General features: G+C 70.9%; 14 protein-coding genes and 1 pseudogene. 6 read left to right on the forward strand and 9 right to left on the reverse strand.

The genetic code is table 11. The features are described 5' to 3' along the window. A pseudogene (locus AB0C29_RS05550) lies at positions 1-1,180 on the forward strand (hypothetical protein); the annotation flags it as partial. A 25-nt stretch (positions 1,181-1,205) separates the two neighbouring features. Continuing rightward, positions 1,206-1,700 carry a pyridoxamine 5'-phosphate oxidase family protein gene (locus AB0C29_RS05555; RefSeq protein WP_360815581.1) on the forward strand — a complete coding sequence of 165 codons (495 nt, stop codon included), beginning with the start codon at positions 1,206-1,208 and terminating at the stop codon, positions 1,698-1,700. Here AB0C29_RS05555 and AB0C29_RS05560 read toward each other — a convergent pair. Then, positions 1,687-2,256 (reverse strand): hypothetical protein, encoded by a 570-nt coding sequence (locus AB0C29_RS05560; RefSeq protein ID WP_360815584.1) that lies wholly within the window; start codon positions 2,254-2,256, stop codon positions 1,687-1,689. The two genes, AB0C29_RS05555 and AB0C29_RS05560, sit on opposite strands and share 14 nt — an antisense overlap. Positions 2,257-2,369: 113 nt before the next feature. Between AB0C29_RS05560 and AB0C29_RS05565 the strand changes: the two genes are divergently transcribed. Beyond that, positions 2,370-2,951 carry a GNAT family N-acetyltransferase gene (locus tag AB0C29_RS05565; protein WP_360815618.1) on the forward strand — a complete coding sequence of 194 codons (582 nt, stop codon included), beginning with the start codon at positions 2,370-2,372 and terminating at the stop codon, positions 2,949-2,951. A 69-nt stretch (positions 2,952-3,020) separates the two neighbouring features. Here AB0C29_RS05565 and yjfF read toward each other — a convergent pair whose 3' ends face one another. From yjfF to AB0C29_RS05585, 4 genes are all read right to left on the reverse strand, one after another. Further along, positions 3,021-4,034 (reverse strand): galactofuranose ABC transporter, permease protein YjfF, encoded by a 1,014-nt coding sequence (gene yjfF / locus AB0C29_RS05570; protein WP_360815587.1) that lies wholly within the window; start codon positions 4,032-4,034, stop codon positions 3,021-3,023. Beyond that, entirely contained in the window at positions 4,031-5,062 is a 1,032-nt protein-coding gene (locus tag AB0C29_RS05575; RefSeq protein ID WP_360815590.1) for an ABC transporter permease, read from the reverse strand. The genes yjfF and AB0C29_RS05575 overlap by 4 nt, the downstream gene beginning before the upstream one ends. Continuing rightward, on the reverse strand, positions 5,059-6,582 hold the full coding sequence (locus AB0C29_RS05580) for a sugar ABC transporter ATP-binding protein (protein ID WP_360815593.1): 1,524 nt from the start codon (positions 6,580-6,582) through the stop codon (positions 5,059-5,061). The genes AB0C29_RS05575 and AB0C29_RS05580 overlap by 4 nt, the downstream gene beginning before the upstream one ends. A gap of 84 nt (positions 6,583-6,666) precedes the next feature. Beyond that, positions 6,667-7,674, reverse strand: a complete 1,008-nt coding sequence (locus AB0C29_RS05585; RefSeq protein WP_360815596.1) for an ABC transporter substrate-binding protein — start codon at positions 7,672-7,674, stop codon at positions 6,667-6,669. 316 nt (positions 7,675-7,990) lie between these two features. Here AB0C29_RS05585 and AB0C29_RS05590 point away from each other — a divergent pair, with 316 nt between their 5' ends. Next, a complete protein-coding gene (locus tag AB0C29_RS05590; RefSeq protein WP_360815598.1) occupies positions 7,991-9,019 on the forward strand; it encodes a LacI family DNA-binding transcriptional regulator in 1,029 nt (342 codons plus the stop codon). Positions 9,020-9,075: 56 nt separating this feature from the next. Here AB0C29_RS05590 and AB0C29_RS05595 read toward each other — a convergent pair whose 3' ends face one another. From AB0C29_RS05595 to AB0C29_RS05605, 3 genes are read right to left on the reverse strand one after another with little or no spacing between them, the layout of a single operon-like run. Continuing rightward, the gene (locus AB0C29_RS05595; protein WP_360815601.1) at positions 9,076-10,191 is read right to left on the reverse strand and encodes a lytic polysaccharide monooxygenase; all 1,116 of its coding nucleotides are present in this window, start codon (positions 10,189-10,191) and stop codon (positions 9,076-9,078) included. A gap of 10 nt (positions 10,192-10,201) precedes the next feature. After that, the gene (locus AB0C29_RS05600; RefSeq protein WP_360815603.1) at positions 10,202-13,129 is read right to left on the reverse strand and encodes a glycoside hydrolase family 48 protein; all 2,928 of its coding nucleotides are present in this window, start codon (positions 13,127-13,129) and stop codon (positions 10,202-10,204) included. 28 nt (positions 13,130-13,157) lie between these two features. Beyond that, positions 13,158-15,836, reverse strand: a complete 2,679-nt coding sequence (locus AB0C29_RS05605) for a cellulose binding domain-containing protein (protein ID WP_360815606.1) — start codon at positions 15,834-15,836, stop codon at positions 13,158-13,160. Between the two features lie 233 nt (positions 15,837-16,069). Between AB0C29_RS05605 and AB0C29_RS05610 the strand changes: the two genes are divergently transcribed. Continuing rightward, on the forward strand, positions 16,070-17,461 hold the full coding sequence (locus AB0C29_RS05610) for a cellulase family glycosylhydrolase (RefSeq protein WP_360815609.1): 1,392 nt from the start codon (positions 16,070-16,072) through the stop codon (positions 17,459-17,461). Between the two features lie 203 nt (positions 17,462-17,664). Beyond that, positions 17,665-19,242, forward strand: a complete 1,578-nt coding sequence (locus AB0C29_RS05615) for a diguanylate cyclase domain-containing protein (RefSeq protein ID WP_360815612.1) — start codon at positions 17,665-17,667, stop codon at positions 19,240-19,242. On the opposite strand, the gene AB0C29_RS05620 is transcribed toward AB0C29_RS05615, so the two are convergent. Continuing rightward, entirely contained in the window at positions 19,226-19,792 is a 567-nt protein-coding gene (locus tag AB0C29_RS05620; RefSeq protein ID WP_360815615.1) for a hypothetical protein, read from the reverse strand. The two genes, AB0C29_RS05615 and AB0C29_RS05620, sit on opposite strands and share 17 nt — an antisense overlap. Between the last annotated feature and the right edge of the window lie 111 nt (positions 19,793-19,903).

Genomic DNA, 19,903 nt, shown 5'->3' on the forward strand with positions numbered 1-19,903 from the left:
CCGCCGGCACCGCACCCGCCGCGCGGCGGGCTACACCGGCGCCGCCGCGGTGACCGCGATCGCCGTGGCCGGCGCGTCGGTGGCGGCCGGATCGGTCGCCGAGCCCCGTCCGAAGGTCGCCGCTCCCACCAGTGCCTCGGTGAAACCGCCGCTCTACACGATTCCGGGCACCCCCGGATGGACCGCGCCCGCGGCCACCCCGCCGAGCAGCTGCACGCTGGACCGGCTGCCCGCGCCCGACAACGCACCGATGGCCCTGGTCTCCGGGGCCGACCCGAGCGGCCGGTACATCGTCGGCCGCTCGTACCCGAAGGGCGGCGGCTACCAGGCGGTCATCTGGCATGACGGCCGGGCCCGCAAGGTGCTGCTGCCCGGCGACCTGGAGGAGTCCCTGCGCGACGTCAACTCGGCCGGCACCGCGGTGGGCTGGAGTTACGCCGGCAGCGGCCCGGTGCCGTACGTCTACCGCGACGGCAAGGTCGCGAAACTGCCGGGCGTACGGCGCGGCTCGGCGCTGGCGATCAACGAGGCCGGCGCGATCGTCGGCGACAACGACACCGGCAACGCCGCGCTGCTGTGGCGCTCGGCGACCGCGAAGCCGATCCGCCTGCCGGTGCCCGCCGGCACGTCCCGGGCCCAGGCGACGGACATCGACGAGGACGGCACCGCGGTCGGCACCCTCGACGACGAACGGCCGTACGTCTGGTTCCCGGACGGCACCCACCGCGAGCTGCCGATGCCGGACGTCGGCGGCAAGCCGGCCGCCACCGCCCGGGCCTTCAGCATCCGCAACGGCTGGGCGACCGGGGTGGCCACCGACGGCACCGGCCGCGACGGCCGCAACCCCTCCCCCGGAGCCAAGGAAAGCGACAAGAAGGCGCCGGCCCGCGTGACGGCCGTCCGCTGGAACGTCCGCACCGGCGAGGTCCGGCTGATCGACGGCCTGGAGATCGGCGCGAACACGGCGAACGCCCACGGCTGGCAGGTCGGCACGGACAAGCAGGGACGCGCCGTGCTGGTGGCCGACGGCAAGACGGTCGTGCTGCCGGACCTGGCCACGCACGAGCCCGGCGGCCTGGCCAACATCGCCACCACCCTGAGCGACGACGGCCGCACCATCGGCGGCCAGTCGGACGACGCCTCCGGCACGATCCAGGCCGTGGTGTGGCGCTGCCGATGACGCGTACGTGAGGCAGAGTGCTCGCATGACGGACGACGATCTCCTGGCCCACGCGCGGGGCATCATCGCGAGCAACCACTACCTCGTGCTCGGCACGACCGGGCCGGACGGGCACCCGTGGACCGCCCCGGTCTACTTCGCCCCGTCCGGCGACCGGCACTACTACTGGGTGTCCGAACAGGACGCTGTCCACTCCGGTCACCTCGCCGCGCATCCGCGGGTGAGCATGGTCGTCTTCGATTCCACAGTCGCGCCATATCACGGCCGGGCCGTCTACGCGGTCGGGGAGGCGCGGGAGGTGGCCGGTGCGGACCTCGAGCACGCGTTGCGCAGCTATCCCCGGGCCGACGGTGGCGGGGCCGCACCGGTGAACCGGGAGGACGTGACCGGGTCTTCCTCGTACCGCCTCTACCGGCTGACGGTGTCGGACCTGTGGGTGCTGTGCCCCCGGGAGCCGCGGGAGCCCTGCCCGCGGCACGGCCTCGCCCAGGACCACCGGGCCCGGGTCATCGGGGGGTGAGCCGCCGGTCCGCGTCGGCGATCCGGGCCGTGGTGCGGTCCAGCAGGTCGAGCACTTCGGCCCGGGTCCGGTAGGGCCGGTCGTTCCAGGTGGTCAGGTCGCGGACGCGGGCGACGCGCACCGGCGGCGCGGAGAGCGGTCCGACCGGGTCGGCCTCCGGGGTGCCGCCGAGCAGGGTGCACCAGAGCGCGTCCACTGCGGGGTAGGCGTGCTCCGGGCGGGGACTCTGCTGCCAGGCCGCGTGCATCACGGCGCCGACCAGGCAGGCCTCGACGACCCGGGTGCGGTCCAGGCGGCTGGGGAAGATCGACGACATGGTGCGGCGGCGGCCGGCCGGCGTCTCCATGACGTACCAGGTGTGCTGCGTCCAGCCGTGCCCGACGACGGCCCGGGCGGCGGTCAGCACGGCCAGGGCGTCCTGGTGGCGGTGGCTGCCGGGGGCCGGATGCGGGGGCAGGGCGGGCGCCGCGGGTGATCGGGAGGACAGCGCCTCGATCGCGGAGCCGAGCCGGGCCAGTACACCCCGCTGACGTCGGCGCGTGACCGCTTCGTTCATGTCCGCCTCCGGGTGCGAGCAGCGTGACCTCGGTCGATTCTCCCCCGCCGGACGGCACCCGGGAAGATGACCTGTGTGCCATCCCGGCCGGCCGGGCTGCGAAGCTGGCTGACGTGACCGCCTTCTCGACGCCGCCCACCATCGTCGCCGGCACCCTCGCCGCCGGCCCGCAACCCGTGCTGTCCGCCCCCGGTGACCTGCTGTTGCGGCCGTGGGAAGCGGCTGACGCCGGGGTCTTCCTGGACGCCTACAGCGACCCGGAGATCCGGCGCTGGCACACCCGCCGCCCCTCCTCGGCCGAGCAGGTCGACGAGTGGTTCGAGCAGTACCGGCGGGACTGGGCGCAGGAGCTGGGCGGGCACTGGGCGGTGACCCGGGCCGGCGGTGCGGTGCTGGGACGCATCGCCCTGCGCGGCTTCGACTTCAGCGACGGCGTCGCTGTGTGCGCGTACTGGGTGCTTCCGGCCGCCCGGGGTGCGGGTGTGGCCTCGCGGGCGCTCACCGCCGTGAGCGACTGGGCTCTCGGTCAGGCCGGGTTCCACCGCCTGGAGCTGGACCACTCGACCGGTAACCAGGCGTCCTGCCGGGTCGCCACCGGCTCCGGCTTTTGGCTGGAGGGCACGAAGCGCAGCGCCGCCGTGCATGCCGACGGCCGGCACGACATGCACCTGCACGCCCGCGTGCGCGGCGACTGACCATGGGCCTGTCCTGAAACGAGAACTGCCCGGCGGATGGCGGTCCGCCGGGCAGTTCACGTGGTGCCGCTAACGGGCCCGTCTGGTGACCAGGCGCTGCAGCACGATGAACGCGAACAGCAGGATGCCCACCACGATCCGGGTCCACCAGGAGCTGAGCGTGCCCTGGAAGGTGAGGATCGTCTGGATCAGGCCCAGCACCAGCACGCCCAGCACAGTGCCGAACAGGTAGCCCGAGCCGCCGGTCAGGATCACGCCGCCGATCACCACCGCGGCGATCGCATCGAGCTCCATGCCCTGCGCGTGCAGGCTGTAGCCGGACAGCATGTAGAAGCTGAGCAGCACACCGCCGAGCGCGGACAGGAACCCGCTGATCGTGTAGACCGCGATCCGGGTCCGGCCGACCGGCAGACCCATCAGCAGGGCCGAGTCCGCGTTGCCGCCGATCGCGTAGACCGTACGGCCGAACCGGGTGTACGCCAGCACGAACGCCCCGGCCAGCACCACCACCAGGGCGATGACCACGCTGGTGGAGATGAAGATGCCCGGCCCGAACCGGATCCGCTCCTGGGCCATCGCGGTCCAGAACGGGTCGGTGATCGGGATGGAGTTGCGGTTGATCAGCAGCGACAGGCCGCGGGCCAGGAACATGCCAGCCAGCGTGGCGATGAACGGCTCCACCTTGAAGTAGTGGATGACCAGGCCCATGCCGAGGCCCAGCGTCGTGCCGATCAGCAGCACCAGCGGCAGCACCAGCGCCGCCGGCCAGCCGTCGTTGAGCAGCGTCGCGGCGACCACGGTGGTCAGGGCGACCACCGCGCCCACCGACAGGTCGATGCCGCCGGTGAGGATCACGAAGGTCATGCCGGCCGCGACGACGAGCAGGAAGGCGTTGTCGACGAAGACGTTGAGCAGGACCTGGGTGTCGGAGAAGTTGTCGTAGTTGGCGACGCCCAGGCCGTACATCAGGGCGAGCAGGGCCAGGGTGGCCAGCACCGGGATGTGCCGCCGGTCGAGCCGGCGCCGCTTGTGCGGCGCGGACACGGTGACCGCCGGCTGGGGCGGAGCCTTCACGTCGGTCATGCGGGCACCTCGGCTGCGGGAGTGACGGCGGGGGTACGGCGGCGGCGGAACACCGCGGCACGGAAGGCGGCGGACTGGCTCAGACACAGAATGACGACCACGACCGCTTTGAACAACAGGGTCGTCTCGGCCGGCACGCCGATCGTGTACGTCGTGATGTCCAGCGCCGAGATCAGCACCGCGCCGAGCACGCTGCCCGCGATCGAGAAGCGGCCGCCGGTCAGCGCCGTACCGCCGATCACCACCGCGAGGATGGCGTCCAGCTCGATGAGGTTGCCCGCCGCGTTGCTGTCGGCGCTGGCCACGTTGGAGCTGAAGATCAGGCCCGCGATGCCGGCACAGACGGCGGCGAACATGTACGCCATGATGGTGAGCCCGCGGGACCGGATGCCGGCCAGCCGGCTCGCGGTCGGGCTGGCGCCCACGGCCTCGACCAGCACGCCCAGCGCCGAGCGGCGGATGAGCAGCACGGCCGCGGCCACCACGACTGCGACGATGATCACCGAGACCGGGATGGCCAGTGCGTAGCCCGCGCCGATCACCCGGAACGGCGGTGACGACACGTTGATGATCTGGCCGCCGGTGAGCAGCTGGGCGATGCCCCGCCCGGCCACCATCAGGATCAGCGTGGCGATGATGGGCTGGATCCCGATCACCGACACCAGGACGCCGTTCCAGATGCCCGCCACCAGCGACAGGACCAGGGCCAGGCCGACCGCCAGCAGCACGCCGGCGACGCTGCCCTGATCGCTCAGGTCACCGATGAACAGACACGCCACGGCGCCGGAGATCGCCATCACCGAGCCGACCGACAGGTCGATGCCGCCGGTGGCGATGACCATCGTCATGCCCAGGGCGACCAGGGCCAGCGGGGTGGCCGAGCGCAGCACGTCGATCAGCGAGCCGTACAGGTGGCCGTCCTGCAGGGTGATCGTGAAGAAGCGCGGGGCGAAGAAGACGTTGCTGACCAGCAGCAGGACGAGCACGACGGCGGGCCAGAAGAGCCGGTGCTTGACGATGGCGGTCACGGGGTAGCTCCACTCGCGATGGCCTGCATGACACGGTCGGCGTCGACGCCGCCGCCGGTGTTGTCGAGTTCCTCGACCAGGTGCCGCTCGCGCAGCACCTCGATCTTGTGGCTGAGCCGGAGCACCTCCTCGAGCTCGGCGCTGACGAAGAGCACGGCCATCCCGCCGTCGGCCAGCTCGACCAGCAGCCGCTGGATCTCGGCCTTGGCGCCGACGTCGATGCCGCGGGTCGGCTCGTCCACGATGAGCAGCCGGGGCTCGGTGATGAGCCAGCGGGCCAGCAGCACCTTCTGCTGGTTGCCGCCGCTGAGGTTGCGTACGGCCACGTCCGGGTCGGCCGGGCGGATGCCGAGGGTCTTGATGTAGCGCTCGACCAGCTCGTCCTGCTTGCGCCGCGGGATCGGCCGGGACCAGCCGCGGGACGCCTGCAGCGCGAGCACGATGTTCTCCCGCACGCTGAGCTCGCCGACGACACCCTCGGTACGCCGGTTCTCCGAGGAGAACGCGATGCCGTGGTTCATCGCCACCCGCGGGGTCCGCAGGGCGACCGGATTGCCGTCGATCTTGATGGTGCCCTCGTCGGGGCGGTCCGCGCCGAACAGCAGCCGGGCCAGTTCGGTCCGGCCCGAGCCGAGCAGCCCGGCCAGCCCGACGATCTCCCCACCGCGGATGGTCAGGTCGAACGGGGCGATGGCGCCCGTGCGGCCCAGCGCGTGGGCTTCGATGATGGGCTCCCGCGGCGCGTCGGCCGTGACCGTGCGCGGCTCCTCCTCGAGGCGCTCCAGCACCGTCAGTTCCTTGCCGATCATCTTGGTGACCAGCTGCATCTGGGTCAGCTCGGCGGTGGCGTACTCGCCGATGAGGGTGCCGTTGCGCAGCACGGTCATCCGGTCCGCCACGGCGTAGACCTGGTCCAGGAAGTGCGAGATGAACAGGATGGCCACACCGTCGCGCTTGAGCCGGCGCATGACCTCGAACAGGCGCTCCACCTCGGAGGCGTCGAGGCTGGAGGTGGGCTCGTCCAGGATCAGCACCTTGGCCGAGATGTCGATCGCCCGGGCGATCGCGACCATCTGCTGGATGGCCAGCGAGTACGTGCTCAGCGGCGCGGCCACGTCCAGGTGCAGGTCCAGCCCGGCGAGCAGGGCGGCCGAGCGGCGGCGCATCTCCGACCAGCGGATCTTGCCGAGGCGCCGGGGCTCGCGGCCGATGAAGATGTTCTCGGCCACGGAGAGGTTCGCGCAGAGGTTCACCTCCTGGTAGACCGTGCTGATGCCGGCCTGCTGGGCCTGCAGCGGCCCGCCGAAGCGCACCGGGGTGCCGTTGAGCCGGATGTCGCCGGCGTCGATGCCGTAGACCCCGGTCAGGACCTTGATCAGGGTCGACTTGCCGGCACCGTTCTCGCCCATCAGGGCGTGGACCTCACCCGGCCGCAGCGAGAAGTCGACGCCGTCGAGCGCGACCACGCCCGGGAAGGTCTTGCGGATGCCGGTCATCTGCAGGATCGGCGGGTCACCCATTGTTTGCTCCTTGTCGACGGCGGACCGCCCCGGCTTGCCGGCCGGGGCGGTGCCGCTCGTGCGTGACTGGTACCTACGGTCCGCTCAGTACTTGCGGTCCGGCAGAGCGGCCTTGGCCTGCTCCTGGGTGAAGGTGGTCTCCTCGGTGAGCACGCGCTGCTCCACCGTGTCGCCGGCCTTGACCTTCTTGGCCAGGTCCATCAGCTGTGGGCCGAGCAGCGGGCTGCACTCCACGATGTAGTTGATCTTGCCACCGGCGAGCGCCGTCATGCCGTCCTTGACCGCGTCGACCGTGATGATCTTGATGTCGGTGCCGGGCTTCTTGCCGGCCGCCTCGATCGCCTCGATCGCGCCCAGGCCCATGTCGTCGTTGTGCGCGTACAGCACGTCGATCTTCGGGTGGGCCTTGAGGAAGGCCTCCATGACCTCCTTGCCGTCGGTCCGGGTGAACTGACCGGTCTGCGAGGCGATGACCTTGAACTTGGGGTCGGCCTTGATGACGTCGGCGAAGCCGGCCTTGCGGTCGTTGGCCGGGGCCGCGCCGGGCGAGCCCTGCAGCTCGACGATGTTGACGTCGCCGGTCTTGCCCTCGTACTCCTTGACCAGCCACTCGCCGGCCTTCTTGCCCTCGAGCACGAAGTCGGAGCCGATGAAGGTCTTGTACAGCGACTTGTCCTGGGAGTCCACCGAACGGTCGGTGAGGATCACCGGGATGTTCGCGTCCTTGGCCTCCTTGAGCACCGTGTCCCAGCCGGACTCCACGACCGGCGAGAAGGCGATCACGTCGACGCGCTGGGCGATGAAGGACCGGATCGCCTTGATCTGGTTCTCCTGCTTGCCCTGGGCGTCGGAGAACTTCAGGTCGATGCCGGCCGTGGCGGCCGAGTCCTGGATCGACTTGGTGTTCGCCGTACGCCAGCCGCTCTCGGCGCCGACCTGGGAGAAGCCCATGGTGATCTTGCCACTGCCGCCACCGGCGTCACCGCTGCCGGCGTCGTCACCACCACATCCCGCGAGGGCGCCGACCGCCAGCGCGCCGGCCAGGACCGCAGCGGACCATTTCTTGAGCACAACGTCCTCCAGGTATCTCATTTGTTAGCGTTCACAATCTGAACTTCGCGAAGCCGGTCTTCAATTGACAGGAAGGAGAGCGGCAGTCCCACGGCGTCCGGGGGTGGGAACGCGCGGAGCAGCCAGACGACAGCCAAGCCGCTCGATGCAGTGGCTCCCGTCACACGGTGCGTTTCAGGAGTGTTACCGTTCCCAATCCCGGCGTCAAGAGATCGTTCCGTATCGTGACCTAGCAAGCGCTGACCGAGCGCCGACACCGAGGTCAAGGGCACTGTTCGGAAACTTGAAAGAACTACACTGTGGCCGACACCGGTGCGGGAGCGACAAGGGGAACTGCGTGCCATCGAAGAAGCCGGCGGCGGTCATGCGTGACGTCGCCAAGCTCGCGGGCGTCTCTCACCAGACGGTGTCGCGGGTCCTCAACGAGCACCCGAACGTCCGGCAGGAGACCCGCGCCCGGGTCCTCGAGGCGATGGAGTCGCTGGACTACCGCCGCAACCTGGCCGCCCGTACGCTGGTCACCCGGCAGTCGCACACCCTGGGCATCATCGGCTTCGAGACCACCCTGTTCGGCCCGGCCTCCATGCTGTACGGCATCGAGGACGCCGCCCGCACCGCCGGTTACCTGGTCAGCATCGCCACCTTCCGCAACCTGGAACGCCGGCCGGTGCTGGAGGCCGTCGACCGGCTGCGCCAGCACGCGGTGGACGGCATCATCGCCATCGCCCCCAAGCACGCGGTCACCGACGCCCTGACGCAGGCCCCGGCCGGCCTGTCCTGTGTGGCGGTCGGCGGGGCCGGTGGCGCCGACGGGGTCCCGACCGTACGCGTGGACAACGCCGGCGGCGCCCAGCTCGCCACCCGGCACCTGCTCTACCTGGGTCATCGCACGGTGCACCACGTCGCCGGTCCGGGCGACTGGCCGGAGGCGCAGGAGCGGATCGCCGGCTGGCGCGACACCCTGACCGCGGCCGGCGCCGAGGTGCCGCCGATCCTGCCGCAGTCCTGGAACGCCGAAACCGGTTACGTGCAGGGCCAGGCATTGGCCCGGGACCCGGCCGTCACGGCGATCTTCTGCGCCAACGACCGGATCGCCCTGGGCGTGCTGCGCGCCCTGCACGAGGCCGGCCGCAAGGTGCCCGAGGAGGTCAGCGTCGTCGGCTTCGACGACATGCCGGACTCGGGATACTTCCTGCCCCCGCTGACCACGGTGCGCCAGGACTTCGCCGAGCTCGGCCGGCTCAGCCTGGCCCTGCTGCTGGAGCACATGGCCGGTCCCGAGTCCCCGGCCCACGTCGTCGTCACCCCCGAGCTGGTCGTGCGGGCCAGCACCGCGGCCCCGCCCAAGCGCCGGTCCCGCCGCTGACGTTCCCCGGACGCGCAGAGGCCCGGAGCGCTTCCGCGCCCCGGGCCCCCTTCATCTCACGCCGTGGTGCAGCTCAGGTTCTGCACCGTGAGTGGCGTCGATCCGGTGCCGGTGAAACCGAACGTGGTGTAGCTGTTGGCCGCGATCGAGCCGTTCCACGACTCGTTCGCCACCGTGGCCAGTGATCCGCTACCGGTGTACTTGCCGCTCCACAGCTGGCTGACGGTCTGCCCGCCGGGGAACGTCCACGACACCTTCCACTTGCTCACCGGCGTGCTCGCCGCATGGACCATGACCTCGCCCTGGAAGCCACCGCCCCAGGAGCCCGTGACGTTGTACATCGCGGAGCAGCCGCTGCTGGTACCCGGCGGCGGGCTGGTCGGCCCGCTCGACGACGGCGGCGGGCTCGTCGGGTCGGACGGCGGCGGGGTCGTCGGATCGGTCGACGGAGGCGGGATGGTCCCGTCACCGACGCCGGTCACCTCACCGTTGCCACCGTCGAAGGTCACGTCCGAACAGCCGTAGAAGGTCTCCTGGCTGTCCGAGCGGGACCACACCGAGTAGATGAGGTGCTTGCCGCTCTTGCCCGAGGGCAGGCGCCCGGTCCACGAGTACCGGCCGTCGTTGGTGCCCGGGCCGCCGACCGACTCGGGGTTGACCACCTGCGAGAACGGGGTCGACTCGAGGTCGCTCCAGGCCAGCGGGCGGGTCGGGCTCCAGCTGTCCTTGGTGATGTACAGCGAGAACGTGCCCGGGTGCTTGGCCCAGTTGTTGTAGTCGAACCGCATGCTGGCGCCCGCCGTGAGGTGGGTCTGCGGCCAGTCGTTGCGAGCGGCGTTGTAGGCGGTGAAGTTGTACGGGCCCCCGGTGCCGCCACTGCACAGCTGGCCGTCCGGGATGAAGCCGGACATCCGGCCGCCCCCGTCCGAACGCAGCACGGCGAACCAGTTGTAGAGCGGGGTGGTGCCGCCCTGCGCCACCGCGGCGGCGCAGGCCGGGTTCTTCGGCACGATCGCTCCGTTGGTCCCGGAGAGGCCGTCCTTCCAGCAGAAGTAGGTCCGGCTACCGGGGACCATCATGGCCCCGTGCGCCGACGCGCTGGTCTGCACCACGGTCACGCCCACGCCGGTGGCGAGCAGTATCGCGGCCGCGTACAGGAATCTTCTCTTCATCTCGGTCCTCTCAGCCGTTCGGGAAGAGGCGGGCGAAGTCCGCGTAGCCGGTGGCCACGTCGACCTGGGCCCAGAATCGGTGGTAGTTGAAGGTCGGGGCCGCGCCGCCCTTGAGGTAGGCGTCGACCTTCGGGTAGTCCGGGTCGTTCTTGTAGAAGGAACGGATGTCCAGGAAGGACACACCCGGCTTGATCTCGTCGCCGTTCGGCATCTTGCCGCTCCAGCCCGGCGGGATGTAGATGCCCTGACCGGTGGCCGCGTCGTAGCGGTCGTCCATCCGGTTGTAGTCGGCGCGGGTCTCGGTGACCGACACGCCCTTCGGGTCCTTGTACGCCCAGATGGCGTCCAGCAGGCCCTTGGCGGCCGTCTTGGCCCGCGCGTTGCCCGACTTGGCGGCGTAGTAGGTGAGCAGCTTGGCGTACGAGCCGGCGACCCCGAGGTCCTGGCCCTTGCTGGTGACCTCGACGTGCAGGCCGGTGTTGGCGGCCGGGCTCGACGGGTTCCAGGTGACCGGCTTGCCGGTCCACGCCAGGTCCGACGGGATGGCGAAGCTCGACGTGCCGATCTCGGTGTTGTCCAGGGCCCAGGTGACCCACTTGTCCAGGACGGACTTCGCCTTGGCGTCGTTGGTCAGGTAGTAGTACTCGGCGAGCCGCTCCAGCGACCACGTCTGCATGCCGAACCACCGGTTGGACGGCGGGTCCTCGTAGACCGGCGCCTCGACGTAGGACAGACCGTAGAACGTCGGGGTGCCCGCCGGCGGGGCCTTGTACGCACCCTGCCAGCTGTTGGTCGCGCCACCGGCGATACCGCCCTCACTCGACTGCAGCCACTGGTAGAACTCCAGCTGCCGGTTGAGGCTGGCCTGCCAGTCGGCCTTGGCCGTGGGCGACTTCGGAGCCATGCCCGGGACGTTGGACAGCACGTACGCCGCCATCGGGTTCTGGTAGCCGAAGTGGCTGGTGCTGGAGCCGATCCGCCAGGCCCAGCCGGCCTGCGTGTCGGTGGCCCCGCCCCAGGCGTAGTACCAGGACATCAGGTTGTTCGAGCTGCTCTTGCCGGAGCCCGCGGCGCAGGACGTCGAGGTGCAACCCGGGTTCTTGAAGTACTTGTCGTAGAAGGAGTAGCGCAGGTAGTCGCCCATCTTGGCGGCGTTGGCCACCGCGGCGGACAGCTGGGACTGCTTGCCCTGCGCGGTCGCCCAGGTCAGCGCCCAGTAGGCGGCCTGCACGGCCCGCGAGTCGGCGTCGGGGGCGTTGGTGTACTTCCACTGCTTGGCGTACGACGCGTCCTTGGTGAACAGGTCGAGGTAGCCGTTGGGGCCGCCGTGCTTGAACGTGTCGCAGGACGGCTGCGGCACGGTCTCGAAGGTGGACTCCTGCGGGCCGCGCTGGAAGGTGTTGATGAACACGTTCTTGCTGGTGCCGTCACCGCAGTGGCCGAAGCCGTACACGTTGTCGACGTCCATCAGCCAGTGCATGCCGTAGATGTCCGAGGTGCCGTACGCGCTCTTCAGCTCGTTGGCCAGCGGGTCCGTGCCCACCGAGACGCCGCTCTCCAGCTGCGACGGGTATTCCGACGGCAACGGGTGCTCAGCGGCGTAGGTGGCCGGCTTGCTCGGGTCGTACTTGTCGTTGGTGGGCTGGTCGACGTGCTGGGGAATGATGTACTTCTCCATCGTCGTCCACGCCGCGTTGAACGGCGCCCAGTCCCCGGTCACCTGACCGTGCTCGGCCTCCAGCCACAGCCAGTAGCTGAACGCCTCGGAGGTCGTCTCGTGGCCGTGGTCGGGCGCCTCGTCGATCAGCGTCTCGATCGAGTGGTACGGCACGCCGTCCGGGCTGAAGTAGCCGTTGGCCGGGTTCTTGATGTCGCTGTAGAGCTGGGTGAACCGGGCGTCGGCACTGCCCTTGGCCAGCACCGTCGCGGTCACGCTGGCCGCGGTGTGCCCGGTGGCCGTGGCGCTGAAGGTGGCGGTGGAGTTCAGTGCAGCCGCGGCGGTCGCGGCGACGGTGACCGTCTGCGCCGTGTTCCAGTTCGCGGTGGTGAAGGTCAGCGACGCGGGCGTCGCCGAGACCGTGGTGGCTCCAGCGGTGCGGGCGATCGCCACGGTGGTGCTCGCGGTGGGCGCCTTGGACAGCGCCACCTTGAACGTCGCGGACTCGCCGGGAGCGACGGTCAGCGAGGTGGGGTCGGTGACGACCGCCGGGTTGGTGGCCGCGTCGACGAACACCGGTACGTCGGCGGTCGCGCTCTTGGCGTTCGTCGAGTCGTACGCGATGGCCTGCACGCGGTACGCCGCGGTCTGGGCCGGGACGCTCTCCCACGTGTAGGCGTACGGCGCCGTGGTGTCGGTGCCCAGCAGCAGGCCGTCGTGGTAGAACTCGACCTTGCTGATGGTCCGGCCGCTGGTCGCCGTGGCGGTCGCCGCGATCGGGATCGAGGCGGGCGCGCTGAACCGGGTGTTGGCCGCCGGGCTGCTGATCGACACCGTCGGTACGGCGGCGGTCTGGTTGCAGGCGGTGCCGTTGAGGGTGAACGCCGTCGGGACCGGGTTGGCCGAGCCGAAGGTGCCGTTGAAGCCCGTGCTGACCGTGGCGCCGGTGCCGAGGGTGCCGTTCCACGCCGCGTTGGAGACGGTGACGTGCTGACCGCTCTGCGCGTAGGTGGCGCTCCAGCCCTGGGTGACCTTCTGGGCCGCGTCCGGGAAGTCGTACTCCAGCTTCCAGCTGCTCAGCGGGTCACCGGAGTTGGTGATGGCGATGTCACCGGTGAAGCCGCCGCTCCATTGGCTCTGCACACGGTAGACGACCGTGCAGCCGGCGGCCGCTTGCGCGGGCGACGAGCCGGCGACGACCAGGCCGGCGGCGAGTAACGCCGCAGCCGAGGCCGCGAGACCGCGTCGATAACGCGATCGGGTGGACAGGGGGGATCTCATCGCGGGTCCTTCCTGGGGGTGGGGCGGGTCATGACGTGGCCGCACAGGTGATCGGCGACGGAAGGGGGTTGGTGCCGGTGGTGGAGGCGAGGAAGCCGAACGTGGTGGTCGCGTTCGCGGCCAGCACGCCGTTCCAGCCGGCGTCGCGCACGGTCACGGCCGTGCCGGTCTGACCACCGGTGCCGCCCCAGACCTGCGAGACGACCTGGCCGTTGCCGAACGTCCAGCCGACGGACCAGGTCTTCGTGGGGGCTGTGCCGGTGTTGCGGACGGTCACCTCACCCTGGAAGCCACCGCCCCAGGTACCGGTGATCTGGTAGGTCGCGGTGCATCCGGTCGTCGTCGGCGGCGGCGGGGTGGCCGACGCCGAGGTGGACGGGGTCACCGGCGGCGGGGTGGCCGAGGCCGAGGCGGACGGGGTCACCGGCGGCGGGGTGGATCCGCCGGTGCGGTCGGCGTAGAGGATGCCGCGGCCGTTGGTGCCGAGGTAGACCCGGCCGTAAACCCGGGGGTCACCGGCCAGTGCCTCGCCCGCGTTGCCGTACTGGTGGGCGTCGTCGTTGATCCGCACCCAGCCAGTCCCGCCGTTGTCGGAGCGGAAGACCCCGGCCACGCCGTCGACCGTGCCGATCGTGAAGACCGCCGGGTACGCGGCTCCCGGCGCGGCCTTGCCGGTGGAGACGTTGATCGCCTGGCTGACGCCGGCGACCGCCGTGAACGTCGCACCGGCATCGGTGGAGTGCAGCAGCCCGGTCTCGCCGGCCAGCCACACGTCCCCGGTACGGCCGGCGACGGTGTGCAGCTTGACGTTCCCGGTGGTGGGCACGGTCGCCGCCGAGGCGGTGAAGGTGGCACCGCCGTTCTTGCTGACGTAGACCTTGCCGGCCGCGTACCCGTAGAAGGTCTTGGGGTCGACCCGGTCACTGACGATCTCCGCGCCGGCCGGGATGCCGGTGGAGGCCGTCCAGGAGCTGCCCCGGGTGGTCGAGTAGTGCACGCCCACGCCGGCCGGGGCCCAGACCACGGCGTTGGCGTCGGACCCCACGGCCACCTTGCCACCGCCGGTGACGCCCGCCGGTTCCTGGCCGTTGTACCAGTTCTTGCCGCCGTCGTTGGAGACGCCGATGTGCGGTGCCGCGTCGGCGTTGCCGACCCGGACGAAGAAGGCCGGGCTCAGCTCGGCGAAGTCCAGGCTGGTGTTGCTGCCCAGGCTCGGGGTGTCGTGGAAGCTCGCCGGGACGGTGTCCAGGTCGGTGTGGTGGAACCCGCCGATGTCACCGAGCGCGCTGACCAGGGGCGCCCCGGACGGCGGGCTGGCCAGGTCGAGCACCGCGGTCTCCTCGAGACCCTTGGCCATCGGCTTGATGGTGAACGTCGTGTTCTTGTCCCAGTTGGTCAGCTGGGTGGTGCCGTAGACGGTGGCGCCGGTGCCGTAGAGCAGCCGGTTGGAGTCCAGCGGGTCGATCTCGACCGACTCGTTCATCCAGCCGAGCTTGGGCGTGGCCTCGGGCGGCTGCGGGTTGGTGTTGAAGTCCAGCCACGGGTTCGCCGAGATGTCCATGGTGTAGCGCTTGGACTGGCTCGGATAGCTGGTGAAGTCCCAGATCCGGGTCCAGGTGGCGCCGCTGTCGGTGCTGCGGAAGAAGATCGCGTCCGGCCACCAGGAGATCTGGGTGGCCACCATCAGCGTGCCGGGCCGCTGCCGGTCCACGGTCAGGCCGGAGTAGCCGAAGTAGAGGTCGGCGCCGGCGCTGAGCTTGACCGGGCTGACGTCGGTCCACTCCCCCGTCACCGTGTTGAGCCGCGAGACCTGTCCCTTGCCACCGTCGTACGGGCCGCCGGTGTCGCTGGTGGCCACGTAGAGGTAGTGGTTGACCGAGTCCAGGACGCCCTTGTGCGGCAGGTAGCCGGTGGGCTGGCCGGGGACCCGCGCCCAGGTGCTGCCGCCGTCGGTGGAGCGGTAGACCGGGTTGGCCTTGTCCGCCACGCCGACGTAGACATCACGGCTGACGTCGTCGAAGGTGACCCAGGTCAGGCCCTGGTTCTGGCTCAGGTAGCCGTTGGTGTCGGCCGGATCCTGCACGTAGTTGCCGGCGTTCGGGAACGCGGTGACCTTCGCCCAGGTCGCGCCGTAGTCTGTGCTGCGCCAGAGGCCGTTGCCGCCCTCGGCGGCGTAGAACACGTGGCTGTGGTCGTGCGGGTCGATCGCCAGCCGCTCCCCCATGCCGCGGCCGGGCATGTTGCCGCCGTTCTTGAACGGCAGCGTGGTGACCTGCCAGGTCGCGCCGCGGTCGGCCGAGCGCAGGATCGCGCCGTTGTTGGGATCCCAGCTGTTGGTGTACATGCCCACCGCCGCGTAGACCCGGTCGGGATCGACCGGGTCCGTCGCGATGCTCGTGACGCCGTTGTAGCCCCAGTTCTCCTGGCCCACCCAGTCCAGGAGCGGCACCCAGTTCTGCCCGGCCTGGTTCCACCGGTACGCGCCGCCGATGTCGGTGCGCGCATAGATCAGGTTCTTCTCGGTCCGGTTGAAGATCAGGCCCGGCACGAAGCCGCCGCCGTCGATCCGGACGTTCTTCCAGTTGTACGCGTCGACGGCGGCGGCCGCGCCGGCCGGCCGGGGACGGTCGGCCGCGGTGGCAACGAAGGTCGTCGCGCCGATGAGCAGCGCGGCAACGGCCACCGTGGTGAATCTTGGTCGTCGCAAAGGGGTTCCTCTCCGGGCACGGCTGCGACGCCGCGGATGCGCCATCGACGGTCATGAACATGGGAGCGCTCCCATGAATGTGGGCCGTTGACATTTCGTTGTCAAGAGCCGGAAACAAATGACCCACCCGTCACGCCGAGGTTTCTGCCGTGTTGACAAGGACTGAACCGAGTAGGTAGGAAGATGTCGGTCAATCGATCGTGGGAGCGCTTCCGACATCGATGGAGGACCACATGCGACACCGATCGTCACGACACAGACTTCTCGGCGGCCTGGCCGCCCTGCTCGTCACGGTGACCGGCCTGGTCACCGTGGCGGCCCAGCCCGCGCAGGCGGCGGCGGGCTTCACCGTCAGCGGCAGCCGCATCCTGGACGCGAACGGCAACAACTTCGTCATGCGCGGCGTCAACCACGCCCACACCTGGTACCAGGACCGCACGCCGCAGGCGCTGGCCGACATCAAGGCGCTCGGCGCCAACACGGTCCGGATCGTGCTCGGCAGCGGGCAACGCTGGGGTCCTGACAACGCTGCCAACGTCTCCGCCGTGATCAGCCAGTGCAAGGCCAACCGCCTGATCTGCGTGCTGGAGGCCCACGACACCACCGGGTACGGCGAGCAGGCCGGCGCGGCGACCCTGGCCCAGGCCGTCGACTACTGGATCAGCGTCAAGAGCGCGCTCGCCGGCCAGGAGCGCTACGTCATCCTCAACATCGGCAACGAGCCGTACGGCAACACCAACGCCGCGGGCTGGGTCGCGGACACCAAGAACGCGATCACCCGGCTGCGCGCCGCCGGCTTCGAGCACTCGATCATGGTGGACGCCCCGAACTGGGGCCAGGACTGGTCCTTCACCATGCGCGACAACGCGGCCTCGGTGTTCGCCACCGACCCGCAGCGCAACACCATCTTCTCGATCCACATGTACGGCGTGTTCGACACCGCCGCCGAGATCAACGACTACCTGGGCCGGTTCGTCACCGCCGGGCTGCCCGTCGTGGTCGGCGAGTTCGGCCACAACCACTCCGACGGCGACCCCGACGAGGACACCATCCTGGCCACCGCCCAGGCCCGCGGCATCGGCTACCTGGGCTGGTCGTGGAGCGGCAACGGCGGCGGCGTGGAGTACCTGGACCTGGTCACCAACTTCAACGCCGCGGCCCTGACCTCGTGGGGTCAGCGCCTGTTCAACGGCGCCAACGGCATCAAGGCGACCTCCCGGGAGGCGTCGGTCTTCGGTGGCGTGCAGCCCACCACGCCGACCACGCCGCCGGTCTCACCGACGGTCTCGCCGACGCCCGGCACGTCGACCCCGCCGCCCGCGGGCAAGTCCTGCACGGCCACCTACACGGTCGGCGGCCAGTGGGGCGGCGGCTTCCAGGGCGCGGTCACCGTCAAGGCCGGCAACGCGGCGATCACCTCGTGGACCGTGACGTGGACCTGGCCCAGCGGCCAGCGCTTCACCAACACCTGGAACGCCACGGTCACCAGCTCCGGTGACGCGGTGACCGCCCGCAACGCGCCGTACAACGGCTCGCTGGCGGCCGGCGCGAGCACCACCTGGGGCTTCACCGCGAGCTCGACCGGCACCAACACCACGCCGGCCGTGACCTGCGCGGCTGCCTGACCCGGCCGGCACCGCCGTTCCCCGCACCGCACCTTTCACCATCGCCGCCTGCGCGGCCGCCTGACGCCCCGTGCCAACCGGGGTTCCCACAGCGGCCCGGTCCGTCACCCCCGGGCCGGGCCGCTCCCCGATCGCCACCGCCGCGCACCCGTGCTGCACCCCCGGACCGCCAGTCTGGGGAGCCATCCAGCCCTGGGAGCATCGTGACCACGACACACGCGCCGGTCGACGCCGGCCGCCTGGCCGATGACCTGCTGACCCTGGAGATCGGCTTCACCGCCTCCTTCCACGACGACGCGGCCGTGGCCGAGCGCATCGAACGCGCCGCCGCGGGAATCGGCCGCCCGGACCTGGTGCTGCGGGCCCGTCTGGCGCGGGCCGTGGTCATGCTCCGCGAGGGCGAGACCGTCGAGGGCGGGCGACTGACCCACCGGGTCTACCCGGAAGCCGTGGAACTGGGCGGCGACTACCTGCTGGCCCGCTGCCACCGGGCGCTGTCGATCTTCTTCCGGCAGCTGGGCGACAACGCCACCGCGCTGGCCCACGCCGTGCAGTGCATGTCGCACACCGCCGCCGACGTGCCGCCGGCCATCCGCAGCCGGCACCTGATGTGCCTGGCCGTGCTGCTGGACGAGACCGGCTCACCGCAGGAGGCGCTGCGGGCGTTCACCGAGGCGCTCGCGCTGGCCACCGCCCACCACGACAGCGAGCTGGCCCTGCACCTGCTCAACAACATGACGTACACCGCGTACGAGCGCGGTGACCTGCCGGCCGCCGAGGAGCTCGTACGCCGGATGCGGGCGACCGCCGAGAGCGCCGGGATCCAGCTGAACGCCACCTGCCTGGACACTCTGGCCCGGGTGGCGATGCTGGGCGGGCGGCACCGCGAGGTGGCCCAGATCCTCGCGCCCCTGTTGGCCGACGACGCGCCCCGGCACCTCATCGACGTGGGCAACGCGCTCGAGGAGGCCCTGCTCACCGCGGCCGAGGCGTACCGCGAGCTGGGGGCGGCCGAGCGCGCCCAGACGCTGCTCGACCGGCTGTTCCGGTTGTGCGCCGAGCACGACCTGGCCGGGCTGCAGGCCCAGGGCCGTGAACAGCAGGCGCTGCTGCACGCCGCCACCGGCCGCTATCAGGAGGCGTTCGAGGAGTACCGCCGCTTCCACGTCGAGACCCGGGTGCTCACCTCGGCCCAGCAGGACGCCCGGTCCCGGGCCCTGCAGGCGGTCTACCAGGCCGAGGAGGCGCGCCGGGCCACGGACACCTTCCGCGAGCTGGCCCACCGCGATGCTCTGACCGGCCTGCACAACCGGCGCCACGCCGACGAGGAGCTGCCCGCAGTGCTGGCCACCGCCGCCGACGGCACGCCGGTGTCGGTCGCGCTGCTCGACCTGGACCACTTCAAGCGGGTCAACGACACGCGGTCGCACGCGACCGGGGACCTGGTGCTGCGGCGCCTGGCCGGGGTGCTCACCGCGGCCGCACCGCCGGACGCGGTCATCGCCCGGATCGGCGGCGAGGAGTTCGTCGTCCTGCTGCCGGGGACCGACGCCGCGCAGGCCCGGCAGACCTGCGAGCGGATCCGGTCGGCGGTGGCCGGCGAGGACTGGGCCGCGCTCACCGGCGGCCTGCCGGTGACGTGCAGCATCGGCGTCACCACCGTGACCGGTCCTGCGGCGACCCCGGCGTCGGCACTGGCCGCCGCCGACCGCAACCTCTACGCCGCGAAACGCGCCGGCCGCGACCGGGTCTGCGACGACGCCGTCACTGCTGCGGCATGAAGGTGCCGCTCACCTTCGCGTCCTTGCCGTCCCCGGTGATCCTGGCTTCGTAGCTGTCCTCGGCCGGCGAGTGCTTGCCCACGGTGTGGTTGAACTGCGCGGCGAACGTGTACTCGCCCGGTGCGAGAGTTTTGCCCGGCCGCAGCGTGAAGCGGAAGACCAGCATCTTGTTGGTCCGGCTGCTGCTGATGGCGAGCAGATCGTCGGACACCGTGCTCCACCGGCCGGTCTCGACGACGCCCGGGGTCAGCGCGACCTCCACGGTGACATCCAGAGCAGTGATCTTGCGGGTCGACTTCAGGGTCACGCTGTCCTGCGTCCAGCCGTCGCTGGTGTTCGGGTCGATCTTGCCGGTCGAGCTCAGGTAACCGTCACGGTCGGTCTGCGGCGCGGAGCTGGACGGCGTGGTCACCGACGGGGACGACGGCGTGCCCGTGGTGGTGCGGGGTGGCTTGGGGTCGGTGGCGGTCGCGGCCGGGGTGGTCGGTCTGGGGGCGTTGGCGGTGGCCGGTGCCGGGGTCGTGGCCGGTACGGCCGAGGGGCCGGCCACCGGGGTGTCGTCCAGGTCCGGCTCGCGGTTGCTGAGCCGGACTCCCGCGACGGGCTGCTCGTGCGGGTGACCAGCCGCAGTCGACGATCAGACGCGCCAGCCGCAATCGCG

It is taken from the genome of Actinoplanes sp. NPDC048791, assembly GCF_040650095.1.
In the GTDB taxonomy this organism is placed as follows: Bacteria; Actinomycetota; Actinomycetes; order Mycobacteriales; family Micromonosporaceae; genus Actinoplanes.